Here is a 23,277-nt window from a genome sequence, read left to right on the forward strand (position 1 = left end):
TACTTTTGTAACAAAAATGTAATGTTTTCAGGTGTTTGGCTGTGTGGATAATAAAATAACATTTAAAATCAATAACTTGCAAAAGCGCCTAAAAAATAGGCAATGTCAATAAAACCCCATGAATCAAGGGAAATTCGCCTCCTCCGAATAGTTCCCCCCAAACTTATCCACAGAAACAGTGGAAATGTTTTCTCTTGCCCTTGTCCAAAGATCATTGCAGCCAGAGAACGGAATCACGGACAAGCCTTATGAGCGACGCTAGCGATAACAACCGACACACAGGTCATGATTGCATACAATCGTATTTGAACACGCTCGACCACTCACCGGGCGTGTATCGGATGTTGGATGCGGAAAGCCGCGTTCTGTATGTGGGTAAGGCGCGCAGCCTGAAGAACCGGGTGACGAATTACGCCAACCGCACCGGCCACAGCCCCCGTATCGCGCGGATGATCCGTGAAACCGCCTCGATGATGTTCCTGACCACCAAGACGGAAACCGAGGCGCTGCTGCTGGAACAGAACCTGATCAAGCAGTTGAAGCCGCGCTATAACGTGCTGCTGCGCGACGACAAAAGTTTCCCGAATATTCTGGTGTCCAAGGAACACGGGTACCCCCAGATCAAGAAGCACCGTGGCGCGAAGAAAGAGAAGGGCAACTACTATGGCCCCTTCGCCAGCGCAGGCGCGGTCAACCGGACCTTGAACCAGTTGCAAAAGGTCTTTCTGTTGCGCAACTGCTCGGACGCGATGTTCGAAAGCCGGACGCGGCCTTGCCTTCTGTATCAGATCAAGCGCTGCTCGGCGCCCTGCGTCGGCAAGATCAGCGAAGCGGACTATGCAGATCTTGTTGCCGATGCCGAAAGGTTCCTACGCGGGCGGTCTACCCGCGTTCAGGAAGAGTTGGCCGAAGAAATGGCCGCAGCGTCCGAGGCGATGGAGTTCGAACGTGCCGCCGCCCTGCGCGACCGTATTCGCGCCCTGACGCAGGTCCAGCAGGCCCAGGGCGTCAACCCGCGCGGCGTGGCCGAGGCCGACGTGATCGCCTTGCACATGGAAGGGGGCCAAGCCTGTGTGCAGGTCTTCTTCATCCGTGCGAACCAGAACTGGGGCAACAAAGACTTCTACCCTCGGATCGACCGGGACACGCCCGCCGAAGAGGTCCTGCAAGCCTTCATCGGCCAATTCTACGATACCAAGGAACCACCCCGCCAGTTGATCCTGTCCCATGGGATCGAAGACGCCGACCTGATGGCGGACTTGTTGGCCGAAAAGGCGGGCCGCAAGGTTGAAATCACCGTCCCCCAACGCGGCGAGAAGATGGAGTTGGTCTCAAACGCTGCCCGCAATGCCCGCGAAAGCCTTGGCCGCAAGATGTCCGAAAGCGCGGCGCAGTCGAAACTGCTGGCTGGTCTTGCTGAAGCCTTCGACCTTGATGCCCCGCCGCAACGGATCGAGGTCTACGATAACTCGCATATCCAAGGCACCAACGCCGTCGGCGGCATGATCGTCTCGGGCCCCGAAGGCTTCGTAAAAAGCCAATACCGCAAATACAACATCAAGGGCACCGACCTGACGCCCGGCGACGACTTTGGCATGATGAAAGAGGTTCTGACTCGCCGCTTCCAGCGCTTGCTGAAAGAAGACCCCGATCGCGAGGGCGAGACATGGCCGGACCTGCTGCTGATCGACGGCGGTGCGGGCCAGGTCAGCGCCGTGCGCCAGATCATGGAGGACCTCGGCGTCGAAGATATCCCCATGGTGGGCGTCGCCAAAGGTGTCGACCGCGACCACGGCAAGGAAGAGTTCCACCGCACCGGCCAACGCCCCTTCGCGTTGAGGCGCAACGATCCGGTCCTCTACTTCATCCAGCGCCTGCGGGACGAGGCCCACCGCTTTGCCATCGGCACCCACCGCGCCAAACGCGCCAAGGCCGTGGGTGCAACGCCTCTAGACGACGTCCCTGGCGTCGGCGCTACCCGCAAACGCGCCCTCTTGGCCCATTTCGGCAGCGCCAAAGCGGTCAGCCGCGCGGGGCTTGCGGACCTGAAGGCCGTCGATGGTATTTCAGACGCCTTGGCAGAAACCATCTATGGGTTCTTCCATGAACAGGGTTAACCCGTTACACCTTCGCTCATGACATGGAATATCCCCAATATCCTCACCGTTGGTCGCCTGCTGGCGGCCCCCGCTTTGGCGCTGGTCTATATCTTTTTCGGCGCGCCCTACGCAGACTGGGCGGCTGTGATCCTGTTTGCCGGGGCCTCGGCCACCGACTGGCTGGACGGCTATCTGGCCCGCAAGTGGAACCAGACCAGCCGTTTTGGCGCGATGCTGGACCCTATTGCCGACAAGGCGATGGTGATCACGGCGCTTTTCGTGCTGGTGGCGCTGTTTAACTTCAACTTCTGGATTGCCGTGCCCGCCGTGGCGATCTTGTTCCGCGAGGTCTTTGTCTCGGGCCTGCGGGAATTCCTTGGCGCACAGGCGGGGCTGTTGAAGGTCACCAAGCTGGCCAAGTGGAAGACCACCGTACAGATGGTGGCGATTGCGGTGCTGCTGTCTAACGGGTTGTTCGCTCATTACGTCGGCATGGGCACCTTCGGGATGGACGGCCAGACCTTCGAAGACGTCCTGAACGGGGTGGTCGAAGGTCCCAGTGGCCTTATCTTCCAATACCGTGGCATGATCGCGTCCGAACAAGGGGGCATCTTGCTGCTGTGGATCGCGGCCGCTCTGACGCTGATCACCGGGTGGGACTATTTCCGCAAGTCGCTGCCGTTTTTGAGGGATGACGCATGATCGACGTTCTGTATTTCGCTTGGGTCCGGGAACGGATCGGACTGCCGAAAGAGCAGGTAGAGACTTCGGCCACCACCGTCGCCGAACTGGTCGACGAACTGGTCGCCCGGGAAGAGCGTTATGCTGCTGCTTTCGCCGACCGCGACGCACTGCGCGTGGCCGTGGATCAGGATCTAACCGACTTTAGCGCGTCTTTGGCTGGCGTGCGCGAGGTTGCCTTCTTCCCGCCAATGACCGGGGGCTGACAATGACCGTCCGCGTTCAGGAAGCCACATTTGATTTCGGGGCCGAGGCCAACGCCTTTGCCACCGGCCGCACCGACGCGGGCGCCGTGGTGACCTTTACCGGCATCGTCCGCGATCTGGCGACCACCGAACTGTCGAAAATGGTGATCGAGCATTACCCCGGCATGACCGAACGCGCCCTTGAAAAGATCGAGGCAGAGGCCCGCGATCGCTGGGACCTGCGCGATTGCCTGATCATCCATCGCTACGGCCCGATGGAACCGGGCGACATGATCATGATGGTCGCCACGGCCTCGCCCCATCGGGTGGATGCCTTTGAGGCGGCAGAGTTCCTGATGGACTACCTCAAATCCCGCGCACCTTTCTGGAAGAAAGAATACACCGGGGACGGGGAAGACTGGGTCGCAGCAAAGGACGAAGACGAGGACGCCCTGTCGCGATGGGACTAGGTCTGTTGGCCAAGCGCGGGCTGCAGTTTCTGGCGCTGATGCTTGTCATCCAAACCGTGCTTGTGGCGAACTCTGCCCGGGTGGATCATGCCAAAGCCGAGAAACGGATCGATGCCGCGGCTGAAAACGGCCAAACGGTTCTGGACCTGTCAGAGCTGATGAACCTGCGCAAAATCCCCGACGACATCGCGCGGATCGAGAACCTGTCCCGGCTGGACCTGTCCGATACCTCGGTTGCTGACCTGTCCCCTCTGCGGGAGCAGACCCGGTTGCAGTACCTGACCGTGCGCAACAGCCGGGTGGAGGACCTGACCCCGTTGTCCGAACTGCCTAGCCTACGGCATTTGGTGATCAGCCGGTCGCAGGTCCATGACCTGAACCCCCTTGCCGATACGCCCAGACTGGAGCGCCTTGCCGTGGGTGGGTTGGAGCTGTACTCGCTCGAACCGCTCACCCGCATGTCGTCTTTGCGATGGCTGAACCTGCACGCCGCCTATGCTCGGGACGGCTCGAACAGCTATTACCGGCAGCTGACTGCCGAGGTGCCAGAGGTCTATAACGGCTCGGCGTTCCAGCAGAACTATGTTCCCGGGCCGATGTGGTTGCTGCGAACGTGGCTGACGCGTACCGCCGAAGACGCAGGCCTACGTCATCCGTCTGCGCGCAGTCGATAAAGCTGTTACGCTTGGGTTCAGAAAACACCCATCGTCAATCCGGCCCCAAGGGCCGCTCCGACCTCGCGGCAGCGGTCCAGATCCGCCTTGGAGATCTGCTTCTCAGCTAAAATTGCCTCGGGCGTTTGCGCATGTGTGCAGATGATCAGCGGCGGCTGAACTTCTTTCAAACGCCAGCCGGTGGCGATGCGGGCCAATTGTCGTGCCGCCCCATCACCGTCAGATCCCGCGCAGATCATCTGGGCATAGGGGCGACCCTCTATCCGGCCCAGAACGGGGTAGTAGCAGCGGTCGAAGAACTCTTTCATCTGCCCGGACAATGAGGCGAGGTTCTCCGGTGCGCAGAAAATGTATCCGTCGGTCGTCAAAAGATCCTCTGGCCCGACCTCAATCGCGGGCTTTAATATCGCGGAGCCTTCGGCCTGTGCGGCATCAAAAGCTGCGTCGGCCATCTGAAGACTGCCGCCCGTGCGCGAGTGATAAACGATCAGAAGCTGGGTCATATCTTCTGTTACCCAATGGTAGCCGTTATTTCCATCGCCGCCGGGTGGGGGACGATCTGGCCGTATGGCGATCCGCATGCGCAGACTGAATGTTAGCGCTTACCTCTCCCACGCCTCGAACGCCCCGGAGAAACTTCCATGAGAGAAGATTGGCGGTAAGAAGTGGATGCATTCGGTTAATTGCATATCCTGTTCTAGATCGAGCAGTAACCTGTTCAGCATCCAATCAATGGATATCTCGCGATACAGCGGGTTCGTCAGCAACTGTGCTCGCAGGGACTCGATTAGTTTGCGGCTCATCAGGTAGCCACAGGTGGTGTTTGTGACCGGCTTGCGAAAACTGATCTGGTCACCGGTTCGTTCTTTTTCCAAGGCCAGAACACCGATATCTATTAGATCAAAACCTCCGGCCAGATCCCAATAGAAGGATTGGGTTTCTGTTCGCTGGTTTTTCAAACCCTGAAAGGCGCTGCAGAACCGTTCAATGCTATCGGGCTTAAACAAAGCATCATCTTCAAGCACCAGAAGGTGGTTCGCACCGCTTTCAAGAAACGAGTCCCATGCCCGAAGGTGTTTGTCCGTCACCGACATTTGGATCAAGGCGTTGCGGCGTGCCCTTTCTTGTTCCTTGGGGGTGCGTTTAAGGTGCGTTTTCACGATGGAAAGAAGTTGTGAAACAAATACCTTTCGTCTGGTTTTCCGCGTCAGATACTTGTCCCAGGAATGAAACAGCATCTGCGCACGTAGGTCGCGCTTCAACGCGCTTTTGGCTGAGAATTCGGCCCTCAGGTCTTGGTGAGAAAATTCGTGTGATGAGACCGAAGCAGAGGCAGCTAACGCTTTCGAAAGCGCCTGAATACCGGGCCGGATAACGTCCAGCCGCCCGGCATCGTTGTTGTGTATGAGGGCCAGAAAAATCTCCATGAGAGTGCGTTCCCAGCCCGCTTTTGGCCTTAAGCGGCCAACCCCTTGCTTCCCATGTTCAGGAACTTCTCGCGGCGGTGTTTGATCAGCTCTTTGGGCGACTTGCCTTCGAACTGCGCAATAGCCGCCTCAATCGCTTTGCCGACACCGTCCAGCACCGTGTCACGGTCGCGCTGTGCGCCACCTACGGGTTCGGGGATGATCTGATCAATGATCTCCAGCTTCAGCAGGTCCTGCGCGGTCAGGCGCAGCGCCTCGGCCGCTTCGCGCATCTTGTCGGCGTTCTTCCACAGGATAGAGGCGCAGCCCTCGGGCGAGATCACCGAATAGACGGAATGTTCTAGCATCATCAGCTTGTTGGCGGTCGCAAAGGCGACAGCCCCGCCAGAGCCACCTTCGCCGATCACGACCGAGATCAGCGGCACGCCGATCTCAAGGCATTTCTGGGTCGAGCGTGCAATCGCCTCGGACTGGCCGCGCTCTTCCGCGCCCTTGCCGGGATAGGCGCCGGGTGTGTCCACCAGTGTGACCACCGGCAGGCCGAACTTATCAGCCATTTCCATCAGGCGGATCGCCTTGCGATAGCCTTCGGGACGGGCCATGCCAAAATTGTGGTGCAGGCGCGACTGGGTGTCGGTGCCCTTTTCCTGACCGATCACGACGACGGGACGGTCGTTCAACCGCGCCAAGCCGCCCATGACGGCGGCGTCATCGGCAAAGTTCCGGTCACCAGCCAGCGGTGTGTATTCGGTGAACAGCGCCTCGATATAGTCGCGGCAATGCGGGCGGTCAGGGTGACGTGCCACCTGACATTTCCGCCACGGGGTCAGATCTTTGTAGAGGTCTGCCAGAAGGCTTTCGGCCTTCTTGTCCAGCCCTTTGGCCTCGGCCTCCATGTCGACCGCGTCTTCGCCATGCGCCATCGCACGCAGCTCTTCGGCTTTGCCTTCGATTTCGGCGAGGGGCTTTTCAAATTCCAAATAGTGCATCTACCGCTCCACAAGGTGTTCGCAGCTATATGGCTTCCCATTCGGTAATTTGCAACTGATCGTCGTGGTCGAGATGCGCGATTGCGTTCGTAAACTCGTCTGCAGAGGGGGCGAACTGTACTTGCCGCCTTGTCCAAAATGACAAACGGGGCCGCTTGGGCCCCGTCCGCAATTCGTATGTACAGGTTCTGTACGCGTTCTGTACGCGAAACAGCAGCCCTTTAGTCAGCCGAAATCAGCTCTGCCTGGGCCACGATGACCTCTGCCTGCTTGATGCTGGCAATGTCGACCAGACGGCCCTTGTAGACGGTTGCGCCTTCGCCGTTGGCTTTGGCCTGTTCCATCGCAGCAAGGATCTCGCGGGCTTCTGCCACGGCCTCGTCCGAGGGGGTGAAGACTTCGTTTGCCAGCGCGATCTGCTTGGGGTGGATGGCCCATTTGCCAACCATGCCAAGGGTCGCCGAGCGTTTCGCCTGCGCGATAAAGCCCTCGTCATCCGAGAAGTCGCCGAAGGGGCCGTCGACCGGCAGAACGCCGTGGGTGCGGCAGGCCGCAACGATGGCCGTCTGCGCCCAGTGCCACGGGTCGGACCAGTGCTTTTCGCCTTCGCGCAGCATGTAATAGTTCTCTTGCGTGCCGCCGATACCGGTGGTCTGCATGCCCATCGAGGCCGCGAAATCCGCTGCTCCCAAGGACATAGCCTGCAGGCGCGGGCTGCTGGCCGCGATCGCCTCGACATGTGCGATGCCTGCGGCAGATTCGATGATGACCTCAAGGGTGACCGGCTTGGTGCGGCCTTTGGCGGCCTCTACCGCGGTGATCAGCGCGTCCACGGCATAGACGTCTTCAGCGCAGCCAACTTTCGGGATCATGATCTGGTCCAGACGGTCGCCGGTCTGCTCTAGCAGATCAACAATGTCGCGGTACCAGTAGGGCGTATCAAGGCTGTTGATCCGCACCGACATGTACTTGTTGCCCCAGTCGATGGTGTTCAGCGCCTCGATGACATTGGCGCGAGCCACGTCCTTGTCCGAAGGCGCAACGGAATCTTCAAGGTCAAGATTGATAACGTCCGCGGCGCTGGCGGCCATCTTCGGAAACAGTTTGGTGTTCGAGCCTGGGCCGAACAGCTGGCAGCGGTTCGGGCGGGCGGGGGCCTGGGGCTGAAGGCGGAAGCTCATATCGGGTCCCTCGGTAAGGATGTTACGTTTTGTGTCGTGCGATTGGTAGATTATTGCTCTTTCTCCTGCAAGCGCGAATTTGCAGGTGCAGCAAAGCCGCTGCGCTGCAGAGCGATTCAATTTCGCCGGAGCGTTTGTCGATAATTATTCGAATAATATCATCAACTATCGAATAATCTTCGAATATTACTCAATTATATGCCAACTTCGGTGAGAAACTCTTGTCCGACCTGCGTTATCTGTCGCCTGAAATGAGGGGACAAATGTAATGATCGAGACACCGTATCTGCTTTTCTTGGGCGACGCGCCTGACCAACTTGCGGCCAAAGTGGCCATCGGAATCAGGGATTGGCGCCCTGAGAATGCCGTGGGCCAGTTGCGCCTTGAAGGCTGCGGCGCCGACCTTGGCCTGACCGACCTGACGCTGGAGCAGGGTCTTGAGGCCGGTGCCAAAACGCTGGTGATCGGTGTTGCCAACCGGGGCGGCGTGATCTCGGCCGCGTGGAAAGAGGTCCTGATCAAGGCGCTTGAGATGGGCTATGATCTGGCGTCGGGCCTGCACAACCTGCTGCGTGAAGAGGGCGACCTTGTTGCCGCCGCACAGGTGAACGGCGGCACCCTGCATGACGTGCGAATCCCGAACGTTCAGTACCCGATTGCCAACGGCAAACCCCGCAGCGGCAAGCGCTGTCTGGCGGTTGGGACCGATTGCTCTGTCGGCAAGATGTACACTGCCATGGCAATGGACGCGGCGATGCGCGAGCGCGGGTTGAAATCGACCTTCCGCGCAACTGGCCAGACCGGCATCCTGATCACCGGCAGCGGTGTTCCGCTGGATGCGGTTATCGCCGACTTTATGGCAGGTGCGGTCGAGTACCTGACGCCTGACAATGACGAAGATCACTGGGACATGATCGAAGGGCAGGGCAGCATCTTCCACGTTTCCTATTCGGGCGTGACGATGGCGTTGATCCACGGCGGTCAGCCCGACGCGCTGATCCTGTGCCACGAGCCAACCCGAGAGCATATGCGCGGACTGCCGGGGTTCAAGCTGCCCTCGCTGGAAGCCCTGCGCGATCTGGCGCTGGAGTTGGCCAAGGTTTCGAACCCGGCCTGTCAGGTGGTCGGTGTTTCGATCAACACCCAGCACCTTAACGATGAAGAGGCCAAGGCCTATTGCGCCGAGGTCGAAGCTCGTATGGGTCTGCCCACGGTTGACCCGTATCGCCACGGTGCCGACCGTCTGGTCGACGCGCTGGCCTCAATCTAATCAACCGGGTCCCCCTTCCCGGTGGTCCTCTGCGCTGGAAACAGTGCGGAGGGCCGGTTATTGAAGGGGCATCGCGCAGGAGACCTGATGAAACTTACCGTCACCCCCGACACGTTCCGCCTTGCCCAGGTATTCACCATCGCCCGAGGCTCGCGGACCGAGCAGAAGGTTCTTACAGTCCGGATCGAGGACGGCGCGCATAAGGGCTGGGGCGAATGCGTCCCCTATGCCCGCTATGACGAAACCATGGAAAGCGTGGCAGCACAGATCACCGGGCTGGACCTGCCGATCGACCGCGCGGCCCTGCAAAAGGCGTTACCCGCCGGAGCGGCGCGAAACGCCGTTGATTGTGCCTTGTGGGATCTGGAATCGAAACGCGCCGGTAAACGCGTGTGGGAACTGGCAGGCTTGCCACAGCCGGGGCCCGAGGTGACCGCCTATACCTTGTCTTTGGATGTTCCCGAAAAGATGCGCGCCGAGGCCCAGAAACACGCCCACCGGCCCCTTTTGAAGATCAAGCTTGGCACCCCGGATGACATGGCCCGTTTGGAAGCGGTCCGCAAAGGTGCCCCCAAGACCCCGATCATCGTCGATGCCAACGAAGGCTGGACCGCCGAGGTCTATTCCGATCTGGCCCCGCATATGGTGCGTCTGGGCGTCAAGATGGTCGAGCAGCCGCTGCCCGCCGGGCAGGATGACCTGCTGGCCGAGATCGACCGACCCCTGCCGGTTTGCGCCGACGAAAGCTGCCACGATCGCGCCTCGCTGCCCAAACTGAAGGGCAAGTACGACCTGATTAATATCAAGCTGGACAAGACCGGCGGCCTGACCGAGGCGCTGGAACTGCGCAAGGCGGCCGAGGCCGAAGGCTATGGCATCATGGTTGGCTGTATGATGGGCAGTTCGCTTGCAATGGCCCCGGCCGTGCTGGTCGCCCAGGGTGCGGCAGTCACAGACCTTGACGGCCCGTTGCTTCTGGCCGAAGACCGTGCAACAGCTTTGCGTTATGACGAGGCCGGGGTGTACCCACCCGAACCCGGCCTTTGGGGATAAGGAGACCATCATGAGCCGTACCGTCTATGTGAACGGAGAGTATCTTCCCGAGGAAGACGCCAAGATCTCGATCTTTGACCGGGGTTTCCTGATGGCCGATGGCGTCTATGAGGTCACCAGCGTTCTGGACGGCAAACTGGTCGATTTTGACGGCCACGTGAAACGCCTTGCGCGCTCTTTGAACGAGCTTGGAATGGGCGAGCCGCTGACCGCGGACGAGCTGCTGGAAATTCACCGCAAGCTGGTTGCCGAGAACGAGGTGATCAACGGTGGCGTTTACCTGCAGATCACCCGTGGCGCGCCTGCGGATCGCGATTTTGCCTTCCCGCCAGAAGACACGCCGCAAACGGTCGTCCTGTTTACCCAGAACAAGCCTGATCTGGCCGAAAGCCCCGCTGCTGCACGTGGCATCAAGGTGATCTCGATCGAGGATATCCGTTGGGGACGTCGTGACATCAAGACCGTGCAGTTGCTGTACCCCTCGATGGGCAAGATGATGGCCAAGGCGGCTGGCTGCGACGATGCGTGGATGGTCGAGGATGGCGCGGTGACCGAGGGTACCTCGAACAACGCCTATATCATCAAGGACGGCAAGATCATCACGCGCCAACTGTCCAATGACATTCTGCACGGCATCACCCGCGCCGCTGTGCTGGAGTTTGCCCGTGAAGCGCAGATGAAAGTCGAAGAGCGTCCTTTCACCATCGAAGAGGCACAACAGGCGGACGAGGCCTTTATCACCTCGGCAACCACTTTTGTGACCCCCGTGGTCGAGATCGACGGTGTGACCGTTGGCGCTGGCGAACCGGGTCCCGCGGCCAAGCGGTTGCGCGAACTTTATATCGAAGGCAGTCGCGCCGCGGCGGTCTGACGAACAGGGGCTGCTTCGGCAGCCCTTTTTCTTTTGTGCCTCTGCAATTCTGTTAGGCTTTCGCGAAGACCAGAATATCGAGGCGGCAATATTCAAGGCCAAAGCGGATGTGGCGCCGTTACCCAATATGTGGGCTACGTCTGAATGATCTGGTGCAACCCAAATCTACATGGTTAAACATGCGGCGAGCTGTCCGTTGACTTCAATAACTGGTAAAGAATATTAACCAGTTTAGCAATCTTGAGCTAAACCCCGGAGGACCCCATGCGTCTGTCTCAATGTCACAACTTTCAGGATTTCCGAGAGTTGGCGCGTCGTCGCCTTCCCGGACCGATCTTCAACTACATTGATGGCGGTGCGGATGACGAGGTGACCCTGCGCGAGAACACCGCGGCGTTCGAACGCTGTGATCTGCTGCCGTCGGTTCTTACGGGTGTGTCTGACGTGGACATGTCAGTGACCGTCATGGGCCAGAAGCTGGACATGCCGTTCTATTGCTCTCCCACTGCGTTGCAGCGCCTGTTCCACCATCAGGGAGAGCGCGCCGTGGCGGCTGCGGCTGAGAAATACGGGACGATGTTCGGGGTATCTTCGTTGGGCACCACCAGCCTTGAAGAGCTGCGCAAGAAGCACAAGAACCCGCAGGTCTATCAGTTCTACTATCACAAGGATCGCGGTCTCAACCGGGCCATGATGCAGCGCGCCAAGGAAGCGGGCGTCGAGGTCATGATGCTGACAGTGGACAGCATCACCGGCGGCAACCGCGAGCGTGACAAGCGGACCGGGTTCTCGATCCCATTCCGTCTAACGCTTGGCGGGATGATCCAGTTCGCGATCAAGCCGATGTGGGGCATCAACTATGTCACGCATGAGAAATTCGCCTTGCCGCAGTTGGATGAGCATGTCGACATGGGGGGCGGTGCCAGCTCTATCGGGGGGTATTTCACCGAAATGCTCGACCCGTCGATGAACTGGGACGACGTGGCCGAAATGGTTCAGGAATGGGGTGGTCAGTATTGCCTGAAGGGTATTATGACCGCCGCCGATGCACGTCGCGCGGTAGATATTGGATGTACGGGGATCATCCTGTCGAACCATGGTGGGCGGCAGTTGGACGGCTCTCGTACCGCATTCGATCAGTTGAAAGAGGTCGTGGATGAAGTTGGCGACGAGATCGACGTCATCATGGATGGCGGCGTGCAGCGCGGCACCCATGTGCTAAAAGCCCTGTCGCTTGGCGCTAAGGCCGTTGGTATCGGGCGTGGGTACCTTTACCCACTCGCCGCAGCGGGTCAGCCGGGTGTAGAGCGCGCGCTTGGTTTGATGCGAGACGAGGTTGAACGCGGGATGAAGCTGATGGGGGCCACCAGCGTCGATCAACTTAGCCCGGAAAACCTGCGCTTTCGCTAAGGTCTAAGGGATGAATTCGTACTGAAGACATCCCGTTTCCGGATCCAGTTGCGGTCGTTGCCAGGTAGACAGAGCGTCTGGCAACTCGAAGTTGGCGCAAAGCTCGTAACTGGTCTCGCTTAGCTTCCGGTAAACATAGGGCGTACCGTCGAACGGGTCGGTGCGGTCCAGCTCGCGCCGACACTCGTTGTTTCCGTCAAGGCTATCGGGCAGCGTCTTGTCGCGGGCACGGGCAACGCAGGTGACATAGTTCTGAAGCGCTCTGATATCAGAGAGGCGCGCCTGGTCGCGCTTCTCCATGCGTCCGGTGGCGGGGCCACCCACCGTTACGATCCCGCCGATGATTGCCAGAACGACAACCACCCCAAAGCCGATTTTGGCCAGATCTTCAGTCTGCATCTTCGGCCTCTTTCATCTCACCCCGGAAATAAAGAAATATCAGGCCCGCCACGACAGCGACAATTGTGCTTTTGACAAAGAAGCGGGCGGTCAGATCACCATTCAGGTAGGCGTGAATGACCACGATCAGATCGCTTAACAGGGTCAAAGTTGCGCAAAACAGCGTCAGATAGGTGATCCATTTGCGCACGCCAGAGCGGCGTTTGCCCTCGTCCTTTTTGACGGCTTTGCCGATCAGGTTGTTCAGCCACAGGAACATGGGGAAGAACACGATCAGCGCCGAGATCGACCAGCGCACAGTCGAGCGGCTGTAATACCCGTAGGTGTGGGCTGGATCGGGGATCCAGTTGTCAGCAAGCTCGAACCCCAAAATGACCAGATGTACGGCGGTGACAGCCAGCGATACGAACATCAACCCGTATAGGAACGCCTCTTTGGCCGAAACCATCGGGCGGGGGCGCGGGACTGGCGGGTTGAAATCGCCGTCGGCCCAAGCATGTAGGGCAGCGCGGATTTCAGGGCCGGTCCAGCCGGCATCTGACAGGGCAGTGGTAATTTCTTCGCGCGACCGCCCGGCTTTCAGGGCGTCAGCGACGAAGGCGGCAAGTTGGTCTGCAGGTCGCATGGGGCCATCCTTGGTTGAGCTGGCCCCATGATGCGTCAACTGACCGTGAAGGGCCAGTCAGGCTTTCAGCCTTCTTTGTCGGTGACGTTTTCTTTGAAGGCCACTTCAAACGCGGCCTGCTTATCGGCGTTTGCTTCGGTTTGATAGTTGGCTTTCCATTCGGCCATGGTCATCCCATAGAATGCCTCGCGGCCCTCGTCCTTTGACATCTCGATGCCGCGCTCGTTGGCGGCTTCCTGATACCAGCGGCTCAGGCAGTTCCGGCAAAACCCTGTAAGGTTCATCATGTCGATGTTCTGAACATCGGTGCGATCTTCCATCAGGTGCTGCTTGAGGCGGCGGAAAGCGGCTGCTTCCAGTTCGATGCGGGTCTGGTCATCCATTTTGAGCTCCTAAAGCGTGCGTTTGTCATAAGCGGCGTCAAGAACGCCAAAGTTTACAGAAAGGCTGCCGACATCAGGCAGGAATTCGCTGAGCGTCGAGATTACTGCAGCCGTCATTGCTGCCTTCTGGGCGTCCGTCCGCCCCGGTAGTGCCAGCAAGGTGCCGTGGACGAAGCTGGAAGGTTCGCTTCCAATTACCCAAACCGGGCAGGGGATCGTGCGGATCTTCAGGCTTGAGGGGTTGGGAACCTCCGGCAATGCGGCCAAGCTATCGAACAGCGCCTGACAAAGCGCCTGAAGGTCGTGGCTTTCCGCCAGCGGGGCTGAATGTTCCAGTGTTAGATGTGGCATTATTTCACCTCGTCCAGAAGGCCGTCCATTGAGGCGGCCAAAATCTCGGCCCACTTGGTCTGGCCGGGGTCGGTTTCGATCAGGTCCTGGCGCAATTCGATCAGGACATTCGGGCGCCCATGTTTCAGCGCGTGAGTGTCAACGGAGTCTCCGGGCAGGTATCCCGAATAGGGAACATTCGGCGCCGACGTGATACCCGACATCGCCTGCAACCGTTCCAGCATCGGATCAGAAATCCGCGTGTCCCACGCGTGCAGCAGGCCGATATGCCAAGGTCGCGGGTGACGGCCGTTCAGGCGGGGGGTGAAGCTGTGAACCGCCACCAGCGCGGGAGCGTCGCGGCTTTGCAGCAGCTTTTCGACAGCCTCGTGATAGGGACGATAGCAACGGTCTAGACGCTCTTCCGCCTCTTCTTCGGTGATCGCGCGGTTTCCGGGAACAATCGTTCCGTCATAGAGGCGCATGATCAGGGTTGGGTCTTCTTCGCCCCGGTTCGGGTCGACCACAAGGCGCGAAAAGTTCGAAAGGATGACCGGTGCATCCAGTAGATTGCCAAGATGGCAGGCCACGCCCGCAGCCCCGATATCATAGGCGATATGGCGTCCCATTTCGGCCTTGGGCAGGCCAAGGTCGCCGCCGTTAACGAAGTCAGGCACATGGTTCGTAGCATGGTCGCAGGTCACGACCCAATTCGACTTTCGCTCGGTGCCGAAGATCTGGAATGGTTGCTCTGTCATGCCATTGTCACTTAGTTGCGTCACAGACCGAGTTAAGCGAAACTGGTCTGAAGTAAAAGATGCGACATTTTGGCGTTGATTTTCAGACAAGCTTTCGAGTAATCAGTTAGCGCTAACACAGTAGGCGGGATTCCATGAGACGACTTCGCAACGTAAAGATCGTGGCCACACTTGGCCCGGCCTCGAACGATTATAAAATGATCCGAGCTTTGTTCGAAGCAGGCGCAGACGTCTTCCGACTGAATATGAGCCATGGGTCCCACGATGAGATTGCCGAGCGTCACAAAATTATTCGGCAGATCGAAAAAGACACCAACAGCCCGATCGCCATTCTTGCCGACCTTCAGGGCCCCAAGCTGCGCTGCGGAGTTTTTGCGAATGGCTCGGAAGAGCTAGAGACCGGCGCGAAATTCCGGTTTGATCTTGATGCGTCAGAGGGCGACGCCTCTCGTGTGTGTTTGCCGCACCCCGAGATTTTCGCGGCGCTGGAACCCGGCGCGACCCTGTTGATCAATGACGGCAAGATCCGTGTCACCGTCGACAGCTGTGGTTCTGACTTTGCGGACTGTACCGTTGTGAACGGCGGGACGATTTCGAACCGCAAAGGTGTCAACGTGCCTGACGTGGTCCTGCCGCTGGCCGCTTTATCGGAAAAAGACCGCAAAGATCTGGAATTTGTCTGCAACCTTGGTGTCGACTGGCTGGCGCTTTCGTTTGTGCAGCGTCCAGAAGATGTCATCGAAGCGCGCGAATTGGCCAAGGGCCGCGCCTCGATTCTGTCCAAGATTGAAAAACCGGCTGCTGTAAAAGCCTTTGATGATATTCTGGCTGTCTCTGATGGCATCATGGTTGCGCGCGGCGACTTGGGTGTTGAACTGCCTGTTCAGAATGTTCCGCCAATCCAGAAACGCCTGGTGCGCCGGGCGCGTTCGGCCGCCAAGCCTGTGATCGTTGCGACGCAGATGATGGAAAGCATGATCGAAAGCCCCGTGCCGACCCGGGCCGAGGTTTCGGACGTTGCGACAGCCATCTACGAGGGCGCCGATGCCGTCATGCTGTCGGCCGAATCGGCAGCGGGCAGCTATCCGGTCGAGGCCGTGACCACCATGAACAACGTCGCAATCGAAGTCGAAAGCGACCAGACCTATCGCGACGTTCTGGAAGCCAGCCGCGTGATCGAACGCGGCACCGTGGCCGACGCTATCGTATCGGCGGCCCGCGAAGTGGCCGAGGCGATTCACGTGAAGGCGATCTGCTGCTTCTCAGAATCGGGTACGACAGCATTGTTGACCGCACGCGAACGTCCGCGCGTGCCGATCATCGCCCTGTCGACGATTCCGAACACCGCGCGAAAGCTGTGCCTTGTCTGGGGAACAACCTGTGTCGAGACCAGCGAGATCGATCGCTTTAAAATGGCGGTTGTGAACGGTGCCAGAGCGGCGCGCAATCTGGGAATTGCCGAAGCAACGGACCATGTGGTTGTGACCGCAGGCGTCCCGTTCAACGTCCCCGGTACCACCAATATCCTTCGCGTTGCGCCCTGCGATGAAAGGTTGATTTTCCAGAGCGATCCTGAATAATCAAAGGATATTTAAATTACCCGGGGAGCGGGTATGACAGGTGATTATTTCCTAGTGGGCGCTGTTATTATGGGCCTGCTGTCCTTTCCATCGCTGCTGGGTGCGTTTACCCATGGCCGAAGTTTTCTAATGCCGATCCTGTTGCTTGTGGGCAGCGGGGTCAGTCTGGTTATGACATTCCGATACAAGCCTGAAGGGTTCGGATTCGAAGAAATACCAGACTCTTTTATCCGAGTGATCGGGGCGTTTTTGAACTAGCGCTTGCCAAGTCAGCCTGAGGCCGGTATAGGCCCGACTTCTAACCGGCACGACCGGCCCATGTGGCATGCCGAGTCGCGCAAAAACCGTTTGCATTCCAAAGGAGACGGAAATGCCCAAGATGAAGACTAAGTCGAGCTGCAAAAAGCGGTTCAAGGTGACGGCCAAAGGTCGCGTTAAAACCGGTCAGGCCGGTAAGCGCCACGGCATGATCAAACGCACCAACAAATTCCTGCGCAACGCGCGCGGTACCACCACGCTGTCGACCCCTGACGAGAAAATCGTCAAGTCGATGATGCCGTATTCGCGCTAAGGAGGTCAGATCATGTCTCGAGTAAAAGGCGGAACCACCACCCACGCACGTCACAAGAAGGTCATCAAGGCTGCGAAAGGCTACTACGGCCGTCGTAAGTCGAACTTCAAGACAGCAACTCAGGCCGTCGATAAGGCGAACCAGTACGCAACACGCGACCGTAAGGCCCGTAAGCGTAACTTCCGTTCGCTGTGGATCCAGCGCATCAACGCTGCTGTCCGTTCGCACGACGAAGCACTGACCTATTCGCGTTTCATCAACGGCCTGTCGCTGGCAGGTATCGAAGTTGACCGTAAAGTTCTGGCCGACCTGGCCGTGAACGAGCCGGAAGCCTTCGGTTCGATCGTTGAAAAAGCGAAAGCTGCTCTGGCCTAAGTCGCCGGAACAACTGAGTTTGAAAGCCGCGGCGCCGAAAGGTTGCCGCGGTTTTTTATGGCTTGGCAGGGTGGGCGCAGACATCGGTCCAGAACTGTTTCAGGTCCGCGTCGTGTATGCGCATCTCTTCGAAATGGGTGATGATGTTTTCAACATAAGCCCGTGAGGTCCCCAGAAACCCTTCGCCTGTTGCGCAAAGTGCCACCTGCCGGTCATAGGGCAGGTCTGGTTGGATCAAGTAGGCCTTGTAATCGGCGATGAAGGTCAGGGCTTCGACATCTCCCATCTCGGTCTGGACAGTGATGAAGGCGGGCAGATAGGCGTGGCCGATCCTTTCACGCTGCCACAGGCGGCGCGTTTCCTCTTCCAGCAATTCACGCGGAACCCGCAGCGCCAAGCCGTCGCATCCATGCCCGTAGTCCAGTGCGGCCATCACCCCCGGCGAGGCGACTGACCCGCGTCCGCCGCTGGTGTCCACAAGGATGAACCGGCGCGCATAACCCGGCGCGTGGGCGCGGCGTAGTTCTGAAAACACGATTGCGGGGTCCCAGATCAGTGATCCATAGGCAAAGACCCACATATCCGTGTCCCATCGGTCTTTCAGGAATGCGGCGCGTTCGGTGTCGCGGTCTTCGTCGGGGGTTATGAAGCTTGGGTCGCCGCCATGTTCGGTGACGAACTGAAGGATGGCGTTGGTATCAATGTGCCGAAAAGTCGACTCTTCCGCCGGAATCACAAGGTCGCGCAGGCGGGGGTGATGTCGGAAAGGGTCGGAGGTATCGATCATCTCCTGTTTCTTAACCTTGGTTTCTGTCCCACACCAGAGTGGGGGAACTTATTGGCAGAGAAGTAACCTTTGGCAGGATGAAATTCATATTTCATTAACGTTGGTTTCCGAATGCTTTCCGCATGTTGTCGATAATCATTCCCCACTTCAATCAGCACGCTGCGCTGGCCGTGTTGCTACAAGACCTAGCCCCGCAAGCGCGCCGGTTGGGGGCAGAGATCATCGTGGTGGACAACGGCTCGGAACGCCTGCCTTCGGAAGAAGTGGCCCCGTTTCCCGGTGTCCGGTTAGAGCTTCAGCCCGAACCGGGTCCGGGCCCTGCGCGAAATATGGGGGCGGCCCTTAGCAAAGGGGATCGGCTGGTGTTCATAGATGCCGATTGTCGCCCCGCGCCCGATTGGCTGGACCGCATCGACCTTGGTCTGTCTAACGCTGAAATTTTGGGGGGCGACGTTCGCATCCTGCTGGATGATCCCCAACACCCCACGATCTGGGAGGCCTATGAGGCCGAATTCGCCTATCGGATGGAGCACTACATCCGCGATCAGGGGTTCAGCGGCACCGGCAATCTTGCCATGCGCCGGGTTGTGTTTGCAGAGGTCGGCCCCTTTGCCGGTATCGCTCTGGCCGAGGATCGGGATTGGGGGCAGCGGGCGACGGCCCTTGGCTACACATTCACGTGGTCGCCCGACATGGTGGCCTATCATCCGGCGCGCGGCAGTTTCGGCGAGCTGGCTCGAAAGTGGGATCGGATGATCTCTCATGATGCGGTTGGGACCAATCGACTGCTGTGGTTTGCCAAGGCGGTGGTGCTATTGGTGTCTCCGATTTGGGCGCTTCCCCGCATTTTGCGGTCCCCTCGTATCCCCGGTGGGCTGCGTGGCAAATGGCGCGCTCTGCAGGGCCTGATTGCCATCCGCGCCTACCGAAGCTGGTCGATGCTGCGTCATTTTCCGGGGCGCACGGACCCAATGGCTGCCAAACGCTGGCGCACGCGCCACTGACCACCTTGCATTCCCGTCCTCCTGTGATAGCAGAAGGCCCTGAATACTGGAGGGCCGGATATGGATGACCTGCGCGTAAAATACCTTGATGCGATCGCCAACGCTGCTGATGAAGCCGCGCTGGAAGACCTGCGCCTGCAGGCCGTCGGCAAAAAGGGCGAGGTCAGCCTGAAGATGCGCGAGCTGGGCAAGATGACCCCAGAAGAGCGTCAGGTCGCTGGCCCCGCGCTGAACGCGCTGAAGGATGAGATCAACAGCGCCCTGTCCGCCAAGAAGTCTGCGCTGGCCGATGCCGCGCTAGACGAACGCCTGCGCGGCGAGTGGCTGGACGTCACCCTGCCGTCGCGCCCGACCCGTCAGGGTAGCATCCACCCGATCAGCCAAGTCACCGATGAGGTCACCGCGATCTTTGCCGACATGGGTTTCTCGGTCGCCGAAGGCCCGCAGGTCGAAAGCGACTGGTACAACTTTGATGCGCTGAACATCCCCGGCCACCACCCCGCGCGGGCCGAGATGGACACGTTCTATATGCACCGGGCCGAGGGCGACGACCGTCCGCCGCACGTGCTGCGCACCCATACCTCGCCGGTTCAGATCCGTTCGATGGAAAAGGCCGGGGCGCCCCTGCGTGTGATCTGCCCGGGCCGCGTTTACCGTGCCGACTATGACCAGACCCACACGCCGATGTTCCATCAGGTCGAAGGCCTTGCCATCGACAAGGACATCTCGATGGCGAACCTGAAATGGGTGCTGGAAGAATTCGTGCGCGCCTTCTTCGAGGTCGACCACGTTGAACTGCGCTTCCGCGCCAGCCACTTCCCCTTCACCGAGCCTTCGGCCGAGGTCGACATCCGCTGTTCGTGGGAAGGTGGCACGCTGAAAGTGGGCGAGGGCGACGACTGGCTGGAAATCCTTGGGTCCGGCATGGTCCACCCCAAGGTGCTGGCCGCCGGCGGCATTGACCCCGACCAGTGGCAGGGCTTTGCCTTTGGCGTCGGGATCGACCGGATCACCATGCTGAAATATGGCATCCCCGACCTGCGCGCCTTCTTCGACAGCGACCTGCGCTGGCTGCGCCACTATGGCTTTGCCTCGCTTGATCAGCCGAACCTTCAGGGCGGCCTAAGCCGTTAATCCATTCCGACCGACCGGAACGCGCAATCGCGCATTTGAGACAGGACCAGACCCATGAAATTCACCCTCTCCTGGCTGAAAGAACATCTGGAAACCGAGGCCACCCTCGACGAGATCACCTTTGCCCTGTCCGACATGGGGCTAGAGGTCGAAGAGGTCGTGAACCCGGCCGAGAAGCTGCGCGATTTCACCATCGCCAAGGTGACCCACGCCGAGAAACACCCCGACGCCGACAAGCTGCGCGTCTGCAAGGTTCTCTCGGATGAGGGCGAGACCCAGATTGTCTGTGGTGCCCCAAACGCGCGTGAAGGTATCACCGTGGTTCTGGCCAAGCCGGGCAGCTATATCCCCGGTCTGGATATCACCATCAACGTGGGCAAAATCCGCGGCGTCGAAAGCTTCGGCATGATGGCCTCCGAGCGTGAGCTGGAGCTGTCTGACGAACACACTGGTATCATCGAGCTGCCCTCGGGCGAGGTCGGTCAAAGCTTTGCAGACTGGCTGGCCGAGAATGATCCGGCCAAGGTCGATCCGGTGATCGAGATTGCGATCACCCCGAACCGCCCCGACGCGCTTGGCGTACATGGCGTTGCGCGCGACCTTGCGGCGCGGGGTCTGGGTAAGCTGAAACCGCTGGCCGTTGAGAAGATCGAAGGCACGTATCCGAGCCCGATCAACATCACCATTGATGAGGACGCACAGACCGATGGCTGCGAAGTCTTCGCCGGTCGTCTGATCAAAGGCGTCAAGAACGGCCCGTCCCCGCAGTGGCTGCAGGACAAGCTGACCGCGATTGGGCTGCGCCCGATCTCAAAGCTGGTCGATGTGACGAACTACTTCACCTATGACCGCAACCGTCCGCTGCACGTCTTTGACGCGGACAAGGTGCAGGGTGACCTGCGCGTGCACCGCACCAAGGGTGGTGAAACGATGGTGGGTCTGGACGAGAAAGATTACACCTTTGCCGAAGGTATGGTCGTGATCTCGGACGACACGGGCGTGGAAAGCGTGGGTGGCATCATGGGTGGCCTGCCGACGGGCTGTACCGAAGAGACCGTGAATGTCTTCCTTGAAGCCGCTGTCTGGGACCGCGTGCAGATTGCCTATACGGGTCGTGGCCTGAAGATTAACTCTGACGCGCGGTATCGGAATGAACGCGGTATCGACCCGGCTTACAACATGCAGGCGCTGGATGATGCGACGCAGATGATCATCGACCTCTGCGGTGGTGAGCCGTCCGAGGTTGTGGTTGCTGGCGAGGTGCCGGATGTGTCCCGTGCCTACAAGCTGGACACCGACCGCGTTCAGTCGCTGGTGGGTATGGACATCGCCCCCGAAACGCAGCGCGCAACGCTAGAGGCGCTTGGCTTCACGCTGGATGGCGACATGGCCAACGTGCCGACTTGGCGCCCTGACGTGATGGGCGAGGCCGATCTGGTGGAAGAGGTCGCGCGGATCGCCTCCCTGACCAAGCTGGAAGGCAAGCCCATGCCGCGCGCCGAGGTTGGTGTGCCGAAACCAGTTCTGACCCCGATGCAGAAACGCGAAAGCATTGCGCGGCGCACGGCGGCTTCGCTTGGCTACAACGAATGCGTCACCTACAGCTTTATCGACCAGAAGAGCGCGGCGTTCTTCGGCGGTGGCACTGATGCAACCATGCTGGCCAACCCGATCTCTGCCGATATGAGCCACATGCGCCCGTCGCTGCTGCCCGGTCTGCTGCAGGCGGCTGCCCGCAATCAGGCGCGTGGCTTCATGGATCTGGCATTGTGCGAGGTTGGTCCTGTCTGGCACGGCGGTGAACCTGACGAGCAAGAGCTGATGATCACCGGCGTCCTGATCGGCCACACCGGCCCCAAAGACGTGCATGGCGCGCGTCGCCCGGTGGACGTCTATGATGCGAAAGCTGATGCAGAGGCCGTTCTGGCCGCCATCGGTGCGCCGGCGAAGGCGCAGATCCTTCGTGGCTTGAATGACTGGTGGCACCCGGGCCGCTCGGGCAAGATATGTCTTGGTCCGAAGAAGGTACTAGCGGGCTTTGGCGAGCTGCACCCGAAGGCGCTGCAGGAAATGGACGTCAAAGGCCCTGCCGTTGCCTTTGCGATCCATCTGGCGAACATCCCGTTCCCGAAAGCAAAGTCGGCGACCCGTCCGGCACTGGAAATCCGTGACCTGCAGGCAGTCGAGCGTGACTTTGCCTTTGTCGTGGATGCCGATGTCGAGGCCCTGAAACTGGTCAACGCCGCAGCCGGTGCTGACAAGGCGCTGATCGAAGAGGTCCGCGTGTTCGACGAATTCATCGGCGGCTCGCTTGGGGAAGGTAAGAAATCCCTTGCCATCACCGTGCGCCTGCAGCCGACCGAAAATACGCTGAAGGAAAAAGACATCGAAGCGGTCAGCGCCAAGATTGTCGAGAAAGTCACCAAAGCCACCGGCGCGACGCTGCGCGGGTAAGGGGGTAGCTTATGACACTGAAGGTTTATCTGTCGGGCGAGATTCACACCAGCTGGCGTGAAGACTTGATCGCAGCCTGTGACGGTCTGGACGTCAAGTTTGACGCACCGGTCACGGATCACGGGGCTTCTGATGACTGCGGTGTCGCTATTCTGGGCGCAGAAGACAACAAGTTCTGGCACGACCACAAAGGAGCGAAGGTAAATGCCATTCGTACACGCAAAGGCATCGAAGATGCCGATGTGGTCGTCGTCAGGTTTGGTGAAAAGTACAAGCAATGGAACGCGGCGTTTGACGCGGGCTATGCCGCAGCGCTTGGGAAATCCCTGATCGTGATGCATCAGGCAGAACACCAGCACGCGTTGAAAGAAGTCGACGCCGCTGCCTTGGCGGTTACCGAAACGCCAGAGCAGGTCGCACAGATCCTGCGCTATGTTCTGACCAGCGTATTGCCAGGTTGACCTTACGTCCGGGGAAAACCCGGTTATAATTTCCCTTAACGTAAGA

27 protein-coding genes are annotated in these 23,277 nt (G+C 59.3%); 17 read left to right on the top strand and 10 right to left on the bottom strand.

The annotated features are described in order from the left end of the window. Positions 1 to 248 precede the first annotated feature (248 nt). From uvrC to CLM58_RS04460, 5 genes are read left to right on the top strand one after another with little or no spacing between them, the layout of a single operon-like run. Positions 249 to 2,117 carry an excinuclease ABC subunit UvrC gene (gene uvrC, locus CLM58_RS04440; protein WP_095594665.1) on the top strand — a complete coding sequence of 623 codons (1,869 nt, stop codon included), beginning with the start codon at positions 249 to 251 and terminating at the stop codon, positions 2,115 to 2,117. An 18-nt stretch (positions 2,118 to 2,135) separates the two neighbouring features. Continuing rightward, a complete protein-coding gene (gene pgsA, locus CLM58_RS04445; RefSeq protein ID WP_095594666.1) occupies positions 2,136 to 2,801 on the top strand; it encodes a CDP-diacylglycerol--glycerol-3-phosphate 3-phosphatidyltransferase in 666 nt (221 codons plus the stop codon). Next, positions 2,801 to 3,046 (top strand): molybdopterin converting factor subunit 1, encoded by a 246-nt coding sequence (gene moaD / locus CLM58_RS04450; protein ID WP_095594839.1) that lies wholly within the window; start codon positions 2,801 to 2,803, stop codon positions 3,044 to 3,046. Before pgsA ends, moaD begins: the two co-directional genes overlap by 1 nt. A gap of 2 nt (positions 3,047 to 3,048) precedes the next feature. Then, on the top strand, positions 3,049 to 3,495 hold the full coding sequence (locus CLM58_RS04455) for a molybdenum cofactor biosynthesis protein MoaE (protein WP_095594667.1): 447 nt from the start codon (positions 3,049 to 3,051) through the stop codon (positions 3,493 to 3,495). Next, the gene (locus CLM58_RS04460) at positions 3,486 to 4,169 is read left to right on the top strand and encodes a leucine-rich repeat domain-containing protein (protein WP_095594668.1); all 684 of its coding nucleotides are present in this window, start codon (positions 3,486 to 3,488) and stop codon (positions 4,167 to 4,169) included. Before CLM58_RS04455 ends, CLM58_RS04460 begins: the two co-directional genes overlap by 10 nt. A 17-nt stretch (positions 4,170 to 4,186) precedes the next feature. On the opposite strand, the gene CLM58_RS04465 is transcribed toward CLM58_RS04460, so the two are convergent. From CLM58_RS04465 to CLM58_RS04480, 4 genes are all read right to left on the bottom strand, one after another. Beyond that, the gene (locus tag CLM58_RS04465; RefSeq protein ID WP_095594669.1) at positions 4,187 to 4,672 is read right to left on the bottom strand and encodes a flavodoxin family protein; all 486 of its coding nucleotides are present in this window, start codon (positions 4,670 to 4,672) and stop codon (positions 4,187 to 4,189) included. 99 nt (positions 4,673 to 4,771) lie between these two features. Continuing rightward, positions 4,772 to 5,596 carry a glycosyltransferase family 25 protein gene (locus tag CLM58_RS04470; RefSeq protein WP_095594670.1) on the bottom strand — a complete coding sequence of 275 codons (825 nt, stop codon included), beginning with the start codon at positions 5,594 to 5,596 and terminating at the stop codon, positions 4,772 to 4,774. A gap of 29 nt (positions 5,597 to 5,625) precedes the next feature. Continuing rightward, entirely contained in the window at positions 5,626 to 6,585 is a 960-nt protein-coding gene (locus CLM58_RS04475; protein ID WP_095594671.1) for an acetyl-CoA carboxylase carboxyltransferase subunit alpha, read from the bottom strand. 221 nt (positions 6,586 to 6,806) lie between these two features. Next, entirely contained in the window at positions 6,807 to 7,766 is a 960-nt protein-coding gene (locus CLM58_RS04480; protein ID WP_095594672.1) for an L-malyl-CoA/beta-methylmalyl-CoA lyase, read from the bottom strand. 268 nt (positions 7,767 to 8,034) lie between these two features. Here CLM58_RS04480 and dgcN point away from each other — a divergent pair, with 268 nt between their 5' ends. The 4 genes from dgcN (at position 8,035) to CLM58_RS04500 (ending at position 12,370) form a co-directional block, all read left to right on the top strand. After that, positions 8,035 to 9,036 carry an N-acetyltransferase DgcN gene (dgcN, locus tag CLM58_RS04485; protein ID WP_095594673.1) on the top strand — a complete coding sequence of 334 codons (1,002 nt, stop codon included), beginning with the start codon at positions 8,035 to 8,037 and terminating at the stop codon, positions 9,034 to 9,036. 87 nt (positions 9,037 to 9,123) lie between these two features. Then, positions 9,124 to 10,089, top strand: a complete 966-nt coding sequence (gene dgcA, locus CLM58_RS04490; protein WP_095594674.1) for an N-acetyl-D-Glu racemase DgcA — start codon at positions 9,124 to 9,126, stop codon at positions 10,087 to 10,089. A gap of 10 nt (positions 10,090 to 10,099) precedes the next feature. Then, positions 10,100 to 10,960, top strand: a complete 861-nt coding sequence (locus CLM58_RS04495; protein WP_095594675.1) for a D-amino-acid transaminase — start codon at positions 10,100 to 10,102, stop codon at positions 10,958 to 10,960. 264 nt (positions 10,961 to 11,224) lie between these two features. Then, positions 11,225 to 12,370: an alpha-hydroxy acid oxidase gene (locus CLM58_RS04500; protein WP_095594676.1), complete on the top strand. Its 1,146-nt coding sequence runs from the start codon at positions 11,225 to 11,227 to the stop codon at positions 12,368 to 12,370. Positions 12,371 to 12,373: 3 nt separating this feature from the next. Here CLM58_RS04500 and CLM58_RS04505 read toward each other — a convergent pair whose 3' ends face one another. From CLM58_RS04505 to CLM58_RS04525, 5 genes are all read right to left on the bottom strand, one after another. Further along, on the bottom strand, positions 12,374 to 12,769 hold the full coding sequence (locus CLM58_RS04505) for a type II secretion system protein (protein WP_095594677.1): 396 nt from the start codon (positions 12,767 to 12,769) through the stop codon (positions 12,374 to 12,376). Then, positions 12,759 to 13,394, bottom strand: a complete 636-nt coding sequence (locus tag CLM58_RS04510) for a DUF5671 domain-containing protein (protein ID WP_095594678.1) — start codon at positions 13,392 to 13,394, stop codon at positions 12,759 to 12,761. The genes CLM58_RS04505 and CLM58_RS04510 overlap by 11 nt, the downstream gene beginning before the upstream one ends. Positions 13,395 to 13,459: 65 nt before the next feature. Continuing rightward, positions 13,460 to 13,777: a DUF1244 domain-containing protein gene (locus tag CLM58_RS04515; protein WP_095594679.1), complete on the bottom strand. Its 318-nt coding sequence runs from the start codon at positions 13,775 to 13,777 to the stop codon at positions 13,460 to 13,462. 9 nt (positions 13,778 to 13,786) lie between these two features. Further along, positions 13,787 to 14,128, bottom strand: a complete 342-nt coding sequence (locus CLM58_RS04520; RefSeq protein WP_095594680.1) for a 5-carboxymethyl-2-hydroxymuconate Delta-isomerase — start codon at positions 14,126 to 14,128, stop codon at positions 13,787 to 13,789. Further along, positions 14,128 to 14,865 carry an N-formylglutamate amidohydrolase gene (locus tag CLM58_RS04525; protein ID WP_095594681.1) on the bottom strand — a complete coding sequence of 246 codons (738 nt, stop codon included), beginning with the start codon at positions 14,863 to 14,865 and terminating at the stop codon, positions 14,128 to 14,130. The genes CLM58_RS04520 and CLM58_RS04525 overlap by 1 nt, the downstream gene beginning before the upstream one ends. A gap of 134 nt (positions 14,866 to 14,999) precedes the next feature. On the opposite strand from CLM58_RS04525, the gene pyk reads away from it, so the two are divergent. From pyk to rplT, 4 genes are all read left to right on the top strand, one after another. After that, positions 15,000 to 16,445, top strand: a complete 1,446-nt coding sequence (gene pyk, locus CLM58_RS04530) for a pyruvate kinase (protein ID WP_095594682.1) — start codon at positions 15,000 to 15,002, stop codon at positions 16,443 to 16,445. A 33-nt stretch (positions 16,446 to 16,478) separates the two neighbouring features. Continuing rightward, complete coding sequence (locus CLM58_RS04535) at positions 16,479 to 16,703, top strand: hypothetical protein (RefSeq protein WP_095594683.1); 225 nt, start codon at positions 16,479 to 16,481, stop codon at positions 16,701 to 16,703. Positions 16,704 to 16,815: 112 nt separating this feature from the next. Continuing rightward, a complete protein-coding gene (rpmI, locus tag CLM58_RS04540) occupies positions 16,816 to 17,016 on the top strand; it encodes a 50S ribosomal protein L35 (RefSeq protein ID WP_095594684.1) in 201 nt (66 codons plus the stop codon). A gap of 12 nt (positions 17,017 to 17,028) precedes the next feature. Further along, the gene (gene rplT, locus CLM58_RS04545; protein ID WP_095594685.1) at positions 17,029 to 17,391 is read left to right on the top strand and encodes a 50S ribosomal protein L20; all 363 of its coding nucleotides are present in this window, start codon (positions 17,029 to 17,031) and stop codon (positions 17,389 to 17,391) included. Positions 17,392 to 17,446: 55 nt separating this feature from the next. Here the strand turns inward: rplT and CLM58_RS04550 are convergent, their stop codons facing one another. Beyond that, positions 17,447 to 18,178 carry a gamma-glutamylcyclotransferase gene (locus tag CLM58_RS04550; RefSeq protein WP_095594686.1) on the bottom strand — a complete coding sequence of 244 codons (732 nt, stop codon included), beginning with the start codon at positions 18,176 to 18,178 and terminating at the stop codon, positions 17,447 to 17,449. Positions 18,179 to 18,300: 122 nt separating this feature from the next. Between CLM58_RS04550 and CLM58_RS04555 the strand changes: the two genes are divergently transcribed. The 4 genes from CLM58_RS04555 to CLM58_RS04570 are packed head-to-tail and all read left to right on the top strand — an operon-like array spanning position 18,301 to position 23,231. Further along, positions 18,301 to 19,182: a glycosyltransferase family 2 protein gene (locus CLM58_RS04555; protein WP_095594687.1), complete on the top strand. Its 882-nt coding sequence runs from the start codon at positions 18,301 to 18,303 to the stop codon at positions 19,180 to 19,182. A 60-nt stretch (positions 19,183 to 19,242) separates the two neighbouring features. Beyond that, positions 19,243 to 20,316, top strand: coding sequence for a phenylalanine--tRNA ligase subunit alpha (pheS, locus tag CLM58_RS04560; protein ID WP_095594688.1), 1,074 nt, complete (start codon positions 19,243 to 19,245; stop codon positions 20,314 to 20,316). 54 nt (positions 20,317 to 20,370) lie between these two features. Continuing rightward, positions 20,371 to 22,770 carry a phenylalanine--tRNA ligase subunit beta gene (gene pheT / locus CLM58_RS04565; RefSeq protein WP_095594689.1) on the top strand — a complete coding sequence of 800 codons (2,400 nt, stop codon included), beginning with the start codon at positions 20,371 to 20,373 and terminating at the stop codon, positions 22,768 to 22,770. Between the two features lie 11 nt (positions 22,771 to 22,781). After that, entirely contained in the window at positions 22,782 to 23,231 is a 450-nt protein-coding gene (locus CLM58_RS04570; protein WP_095594690.1) for a YtoQ family protein, read from the top strand. Positions 23,232 to 23,277: the final 46 nt, after the last annotated feature.

It is taken from the genome of Actibacterium pelagium (assembly GCF_002285415.1).
Lineage (GTDB): Bacteria > Pseudomonadota > Alphaproteobacteria > Rhodobacterales > Rhodobacteraceae > Actibacterium_B > Actibacterium_B pelagium.

Bases quoted from the DNA above. Each gene is read 5' to 3' on its own strand.
- CLM58_RS04550 (WP_095594686.1), bottom strand. From the start codon at position 18,178: ATGATCGATACCTCCGACCCTTTCCGACATCACCCCCGCCTGCGCGAC.
- CLM58_RS04520 (WP_095594680.1), bottom strand. From the start codon at position 14,128: ATGCCACATCTAACACTGGAACATTCAGCCCCGCTGGCGGAAAGCCAC.
- CLM58_RS04505 (WP_095594677.1), bottom strand. From the start codon at position 12,769: ATGCAGACTGAAGATCTGGCCAAAATCGGCTTTGGGGTGGTTGTCGTT.
- CLM58_RS04460 (WP_095594668.1), top strand. From the start codon at position 3,486: ATGGGACTAGGTCTGTTGGCCAAGCGCGGGCTGCAGTTTCTGGCGCTG.
- pheT (WP_095594689.1), top strand. From the start codon at position 20,371: ATGAAATTCACCCTCTCCTGGCTGAAAGAACATCTGGAAACCGAGGCC.
- CLM58_RS04455 (WP_095594667.1), top strand. From the start codon at position 3,049: ATGACCGTCCGCGTTCAGGAAGCCACATTTGATTTCGGGGCCGAGGCC.
- pgsA (WP_095594666.1), top strand. From the start codon at position 2,136: ATGACATGGAATATCCCCAATATCCTCACCGTTGGTCGCCTGCTGGCG.
- CLM58_RS04500 (WP_095594676.1), top strand. From the start codon at position 11,225: ATGCGTCTGTCTCAATGTCACAACTTTCAGGATTTCCGAGAGTTGGCG.
- CLM58_RS04525 (WP_095594681.1), bottom strand. From the start codon at position 14,865: ATGACAGAGCAACCATTCCAGATCTTCGGCACCGAGCGAAAGTCGAAT.
- pheS (WP_095594688.1), top strand. From the start codon at position 19,243: ATGGATGACCTGCGCGTAAAATACCTTGATGCGATCGCCAACGCTGCT.
- rpmI (WP_095594684.1), top strand. From the start codon at position 16,816: ATGCCCAAGATGAAGACTAAGTCGAGCTGCAAAAAGCGGTTCAAGGTG.
- uvrC (WP_095594665.1), top strand. From the start codon at position 249: ATGAGCGACGCTAGCGATAACAACCGACACACAGGTCATGATTGCATA.
- CLM58_RS04510 (WP_095594678.1), bottom strand. From the start codon at position 13,394: ATGCGACCTGCAGACCAACTTGCCGCCTTCGTCGCTGACGCCCTGAAA.
- CLM58_RS04515 (WP_095594679.1), bottom strand. From the start codon at position 13,777: ATGGATGACCAGACCCGCATCGAACTGGAAGCAGCCGCTTTCCGCCGC.
- CLM58_RS04495 (WP_095594675.1), top strand. From the start codon at position 10,100: ATGAGCCGTACCGTCTATGTGAACGGAGAGTATCTTCCCGAGGAAGAC.
- dgcA (WP_095594674.1), top strand. From the start codon at position 9,124: ATGAAACTTACCGTCACCCCCGACACGTTCCGCCTTGCCCAGGTATTC.
- CLM58_RS04480 (WP_095594672.1), bottom strand. From the start codon at position 7,766: ATGAGCTTCCGCCTTCAGCCCCAGGCCCCCGCCCGCCCGAACCGCTGC.
- CLM58_RS04570 (WP_095594690.1), top strand. From the start codon at position 22,782: ATGACACTGAAGGTTTATCTGTCGGGCGAGATTCACACCAGCTGGCGT.
- CLM58_RS04470 (WP_095594670.1), bottom strand. From the start codon at position 5,596: ATGGAGATTTTTCTGGCCCTCATACACAACAACGATGCCGGGCGGCTG.
- CLM58_RS04475 (WP_095594671.1), bottom strand. From the start codon at position 6,585: ATGCACTATTTGGAATTTGAAAAGCCCCTCGCCGAAATCGAAGGCAAA.
- pyk (WP_095594682.1), top strand. From the start codon at position 15,000: ATGAGACGACTTCGCAACGTAAAGATCGTGGCCACACTTGGCCCGGCC.
- CLM58_RS04535 (WP_095594683.1), top strand. From the start codon at position 16,479: ATGACAGGTGATTATTTCCTAGTGGGCGCTGTTATTATGGGCCTGCTG.
- rplT (WP_095594685.1), top strand. From the start codon at position 17,029: ATGTCTCGAGTAAAAGGCGGAACCACCACCCACGCACGTCACAAGAAG.
- dgcN (WP_095594673.1), top strand. From the start codon at position 8,035: ATGATCGAGACACCGTATCTGCTTTTCTTGGGCGACGCGCCTGACCAA.
- CLM58_RS04465 (WP_095594669.1), bottom strand. From the start codon at position 4,672: ATGACCCAGCTTCTGATCGTTTATCACTCGCGCACGGGCGGCAGTCTT.
- CLM58_RS04555 (WP_095594687.1), top strand. From the start codon at position 18,301: ATGTTGTCGATAATCATTCCCCACTTCAATCAGCACGCTGCGCTGGCC.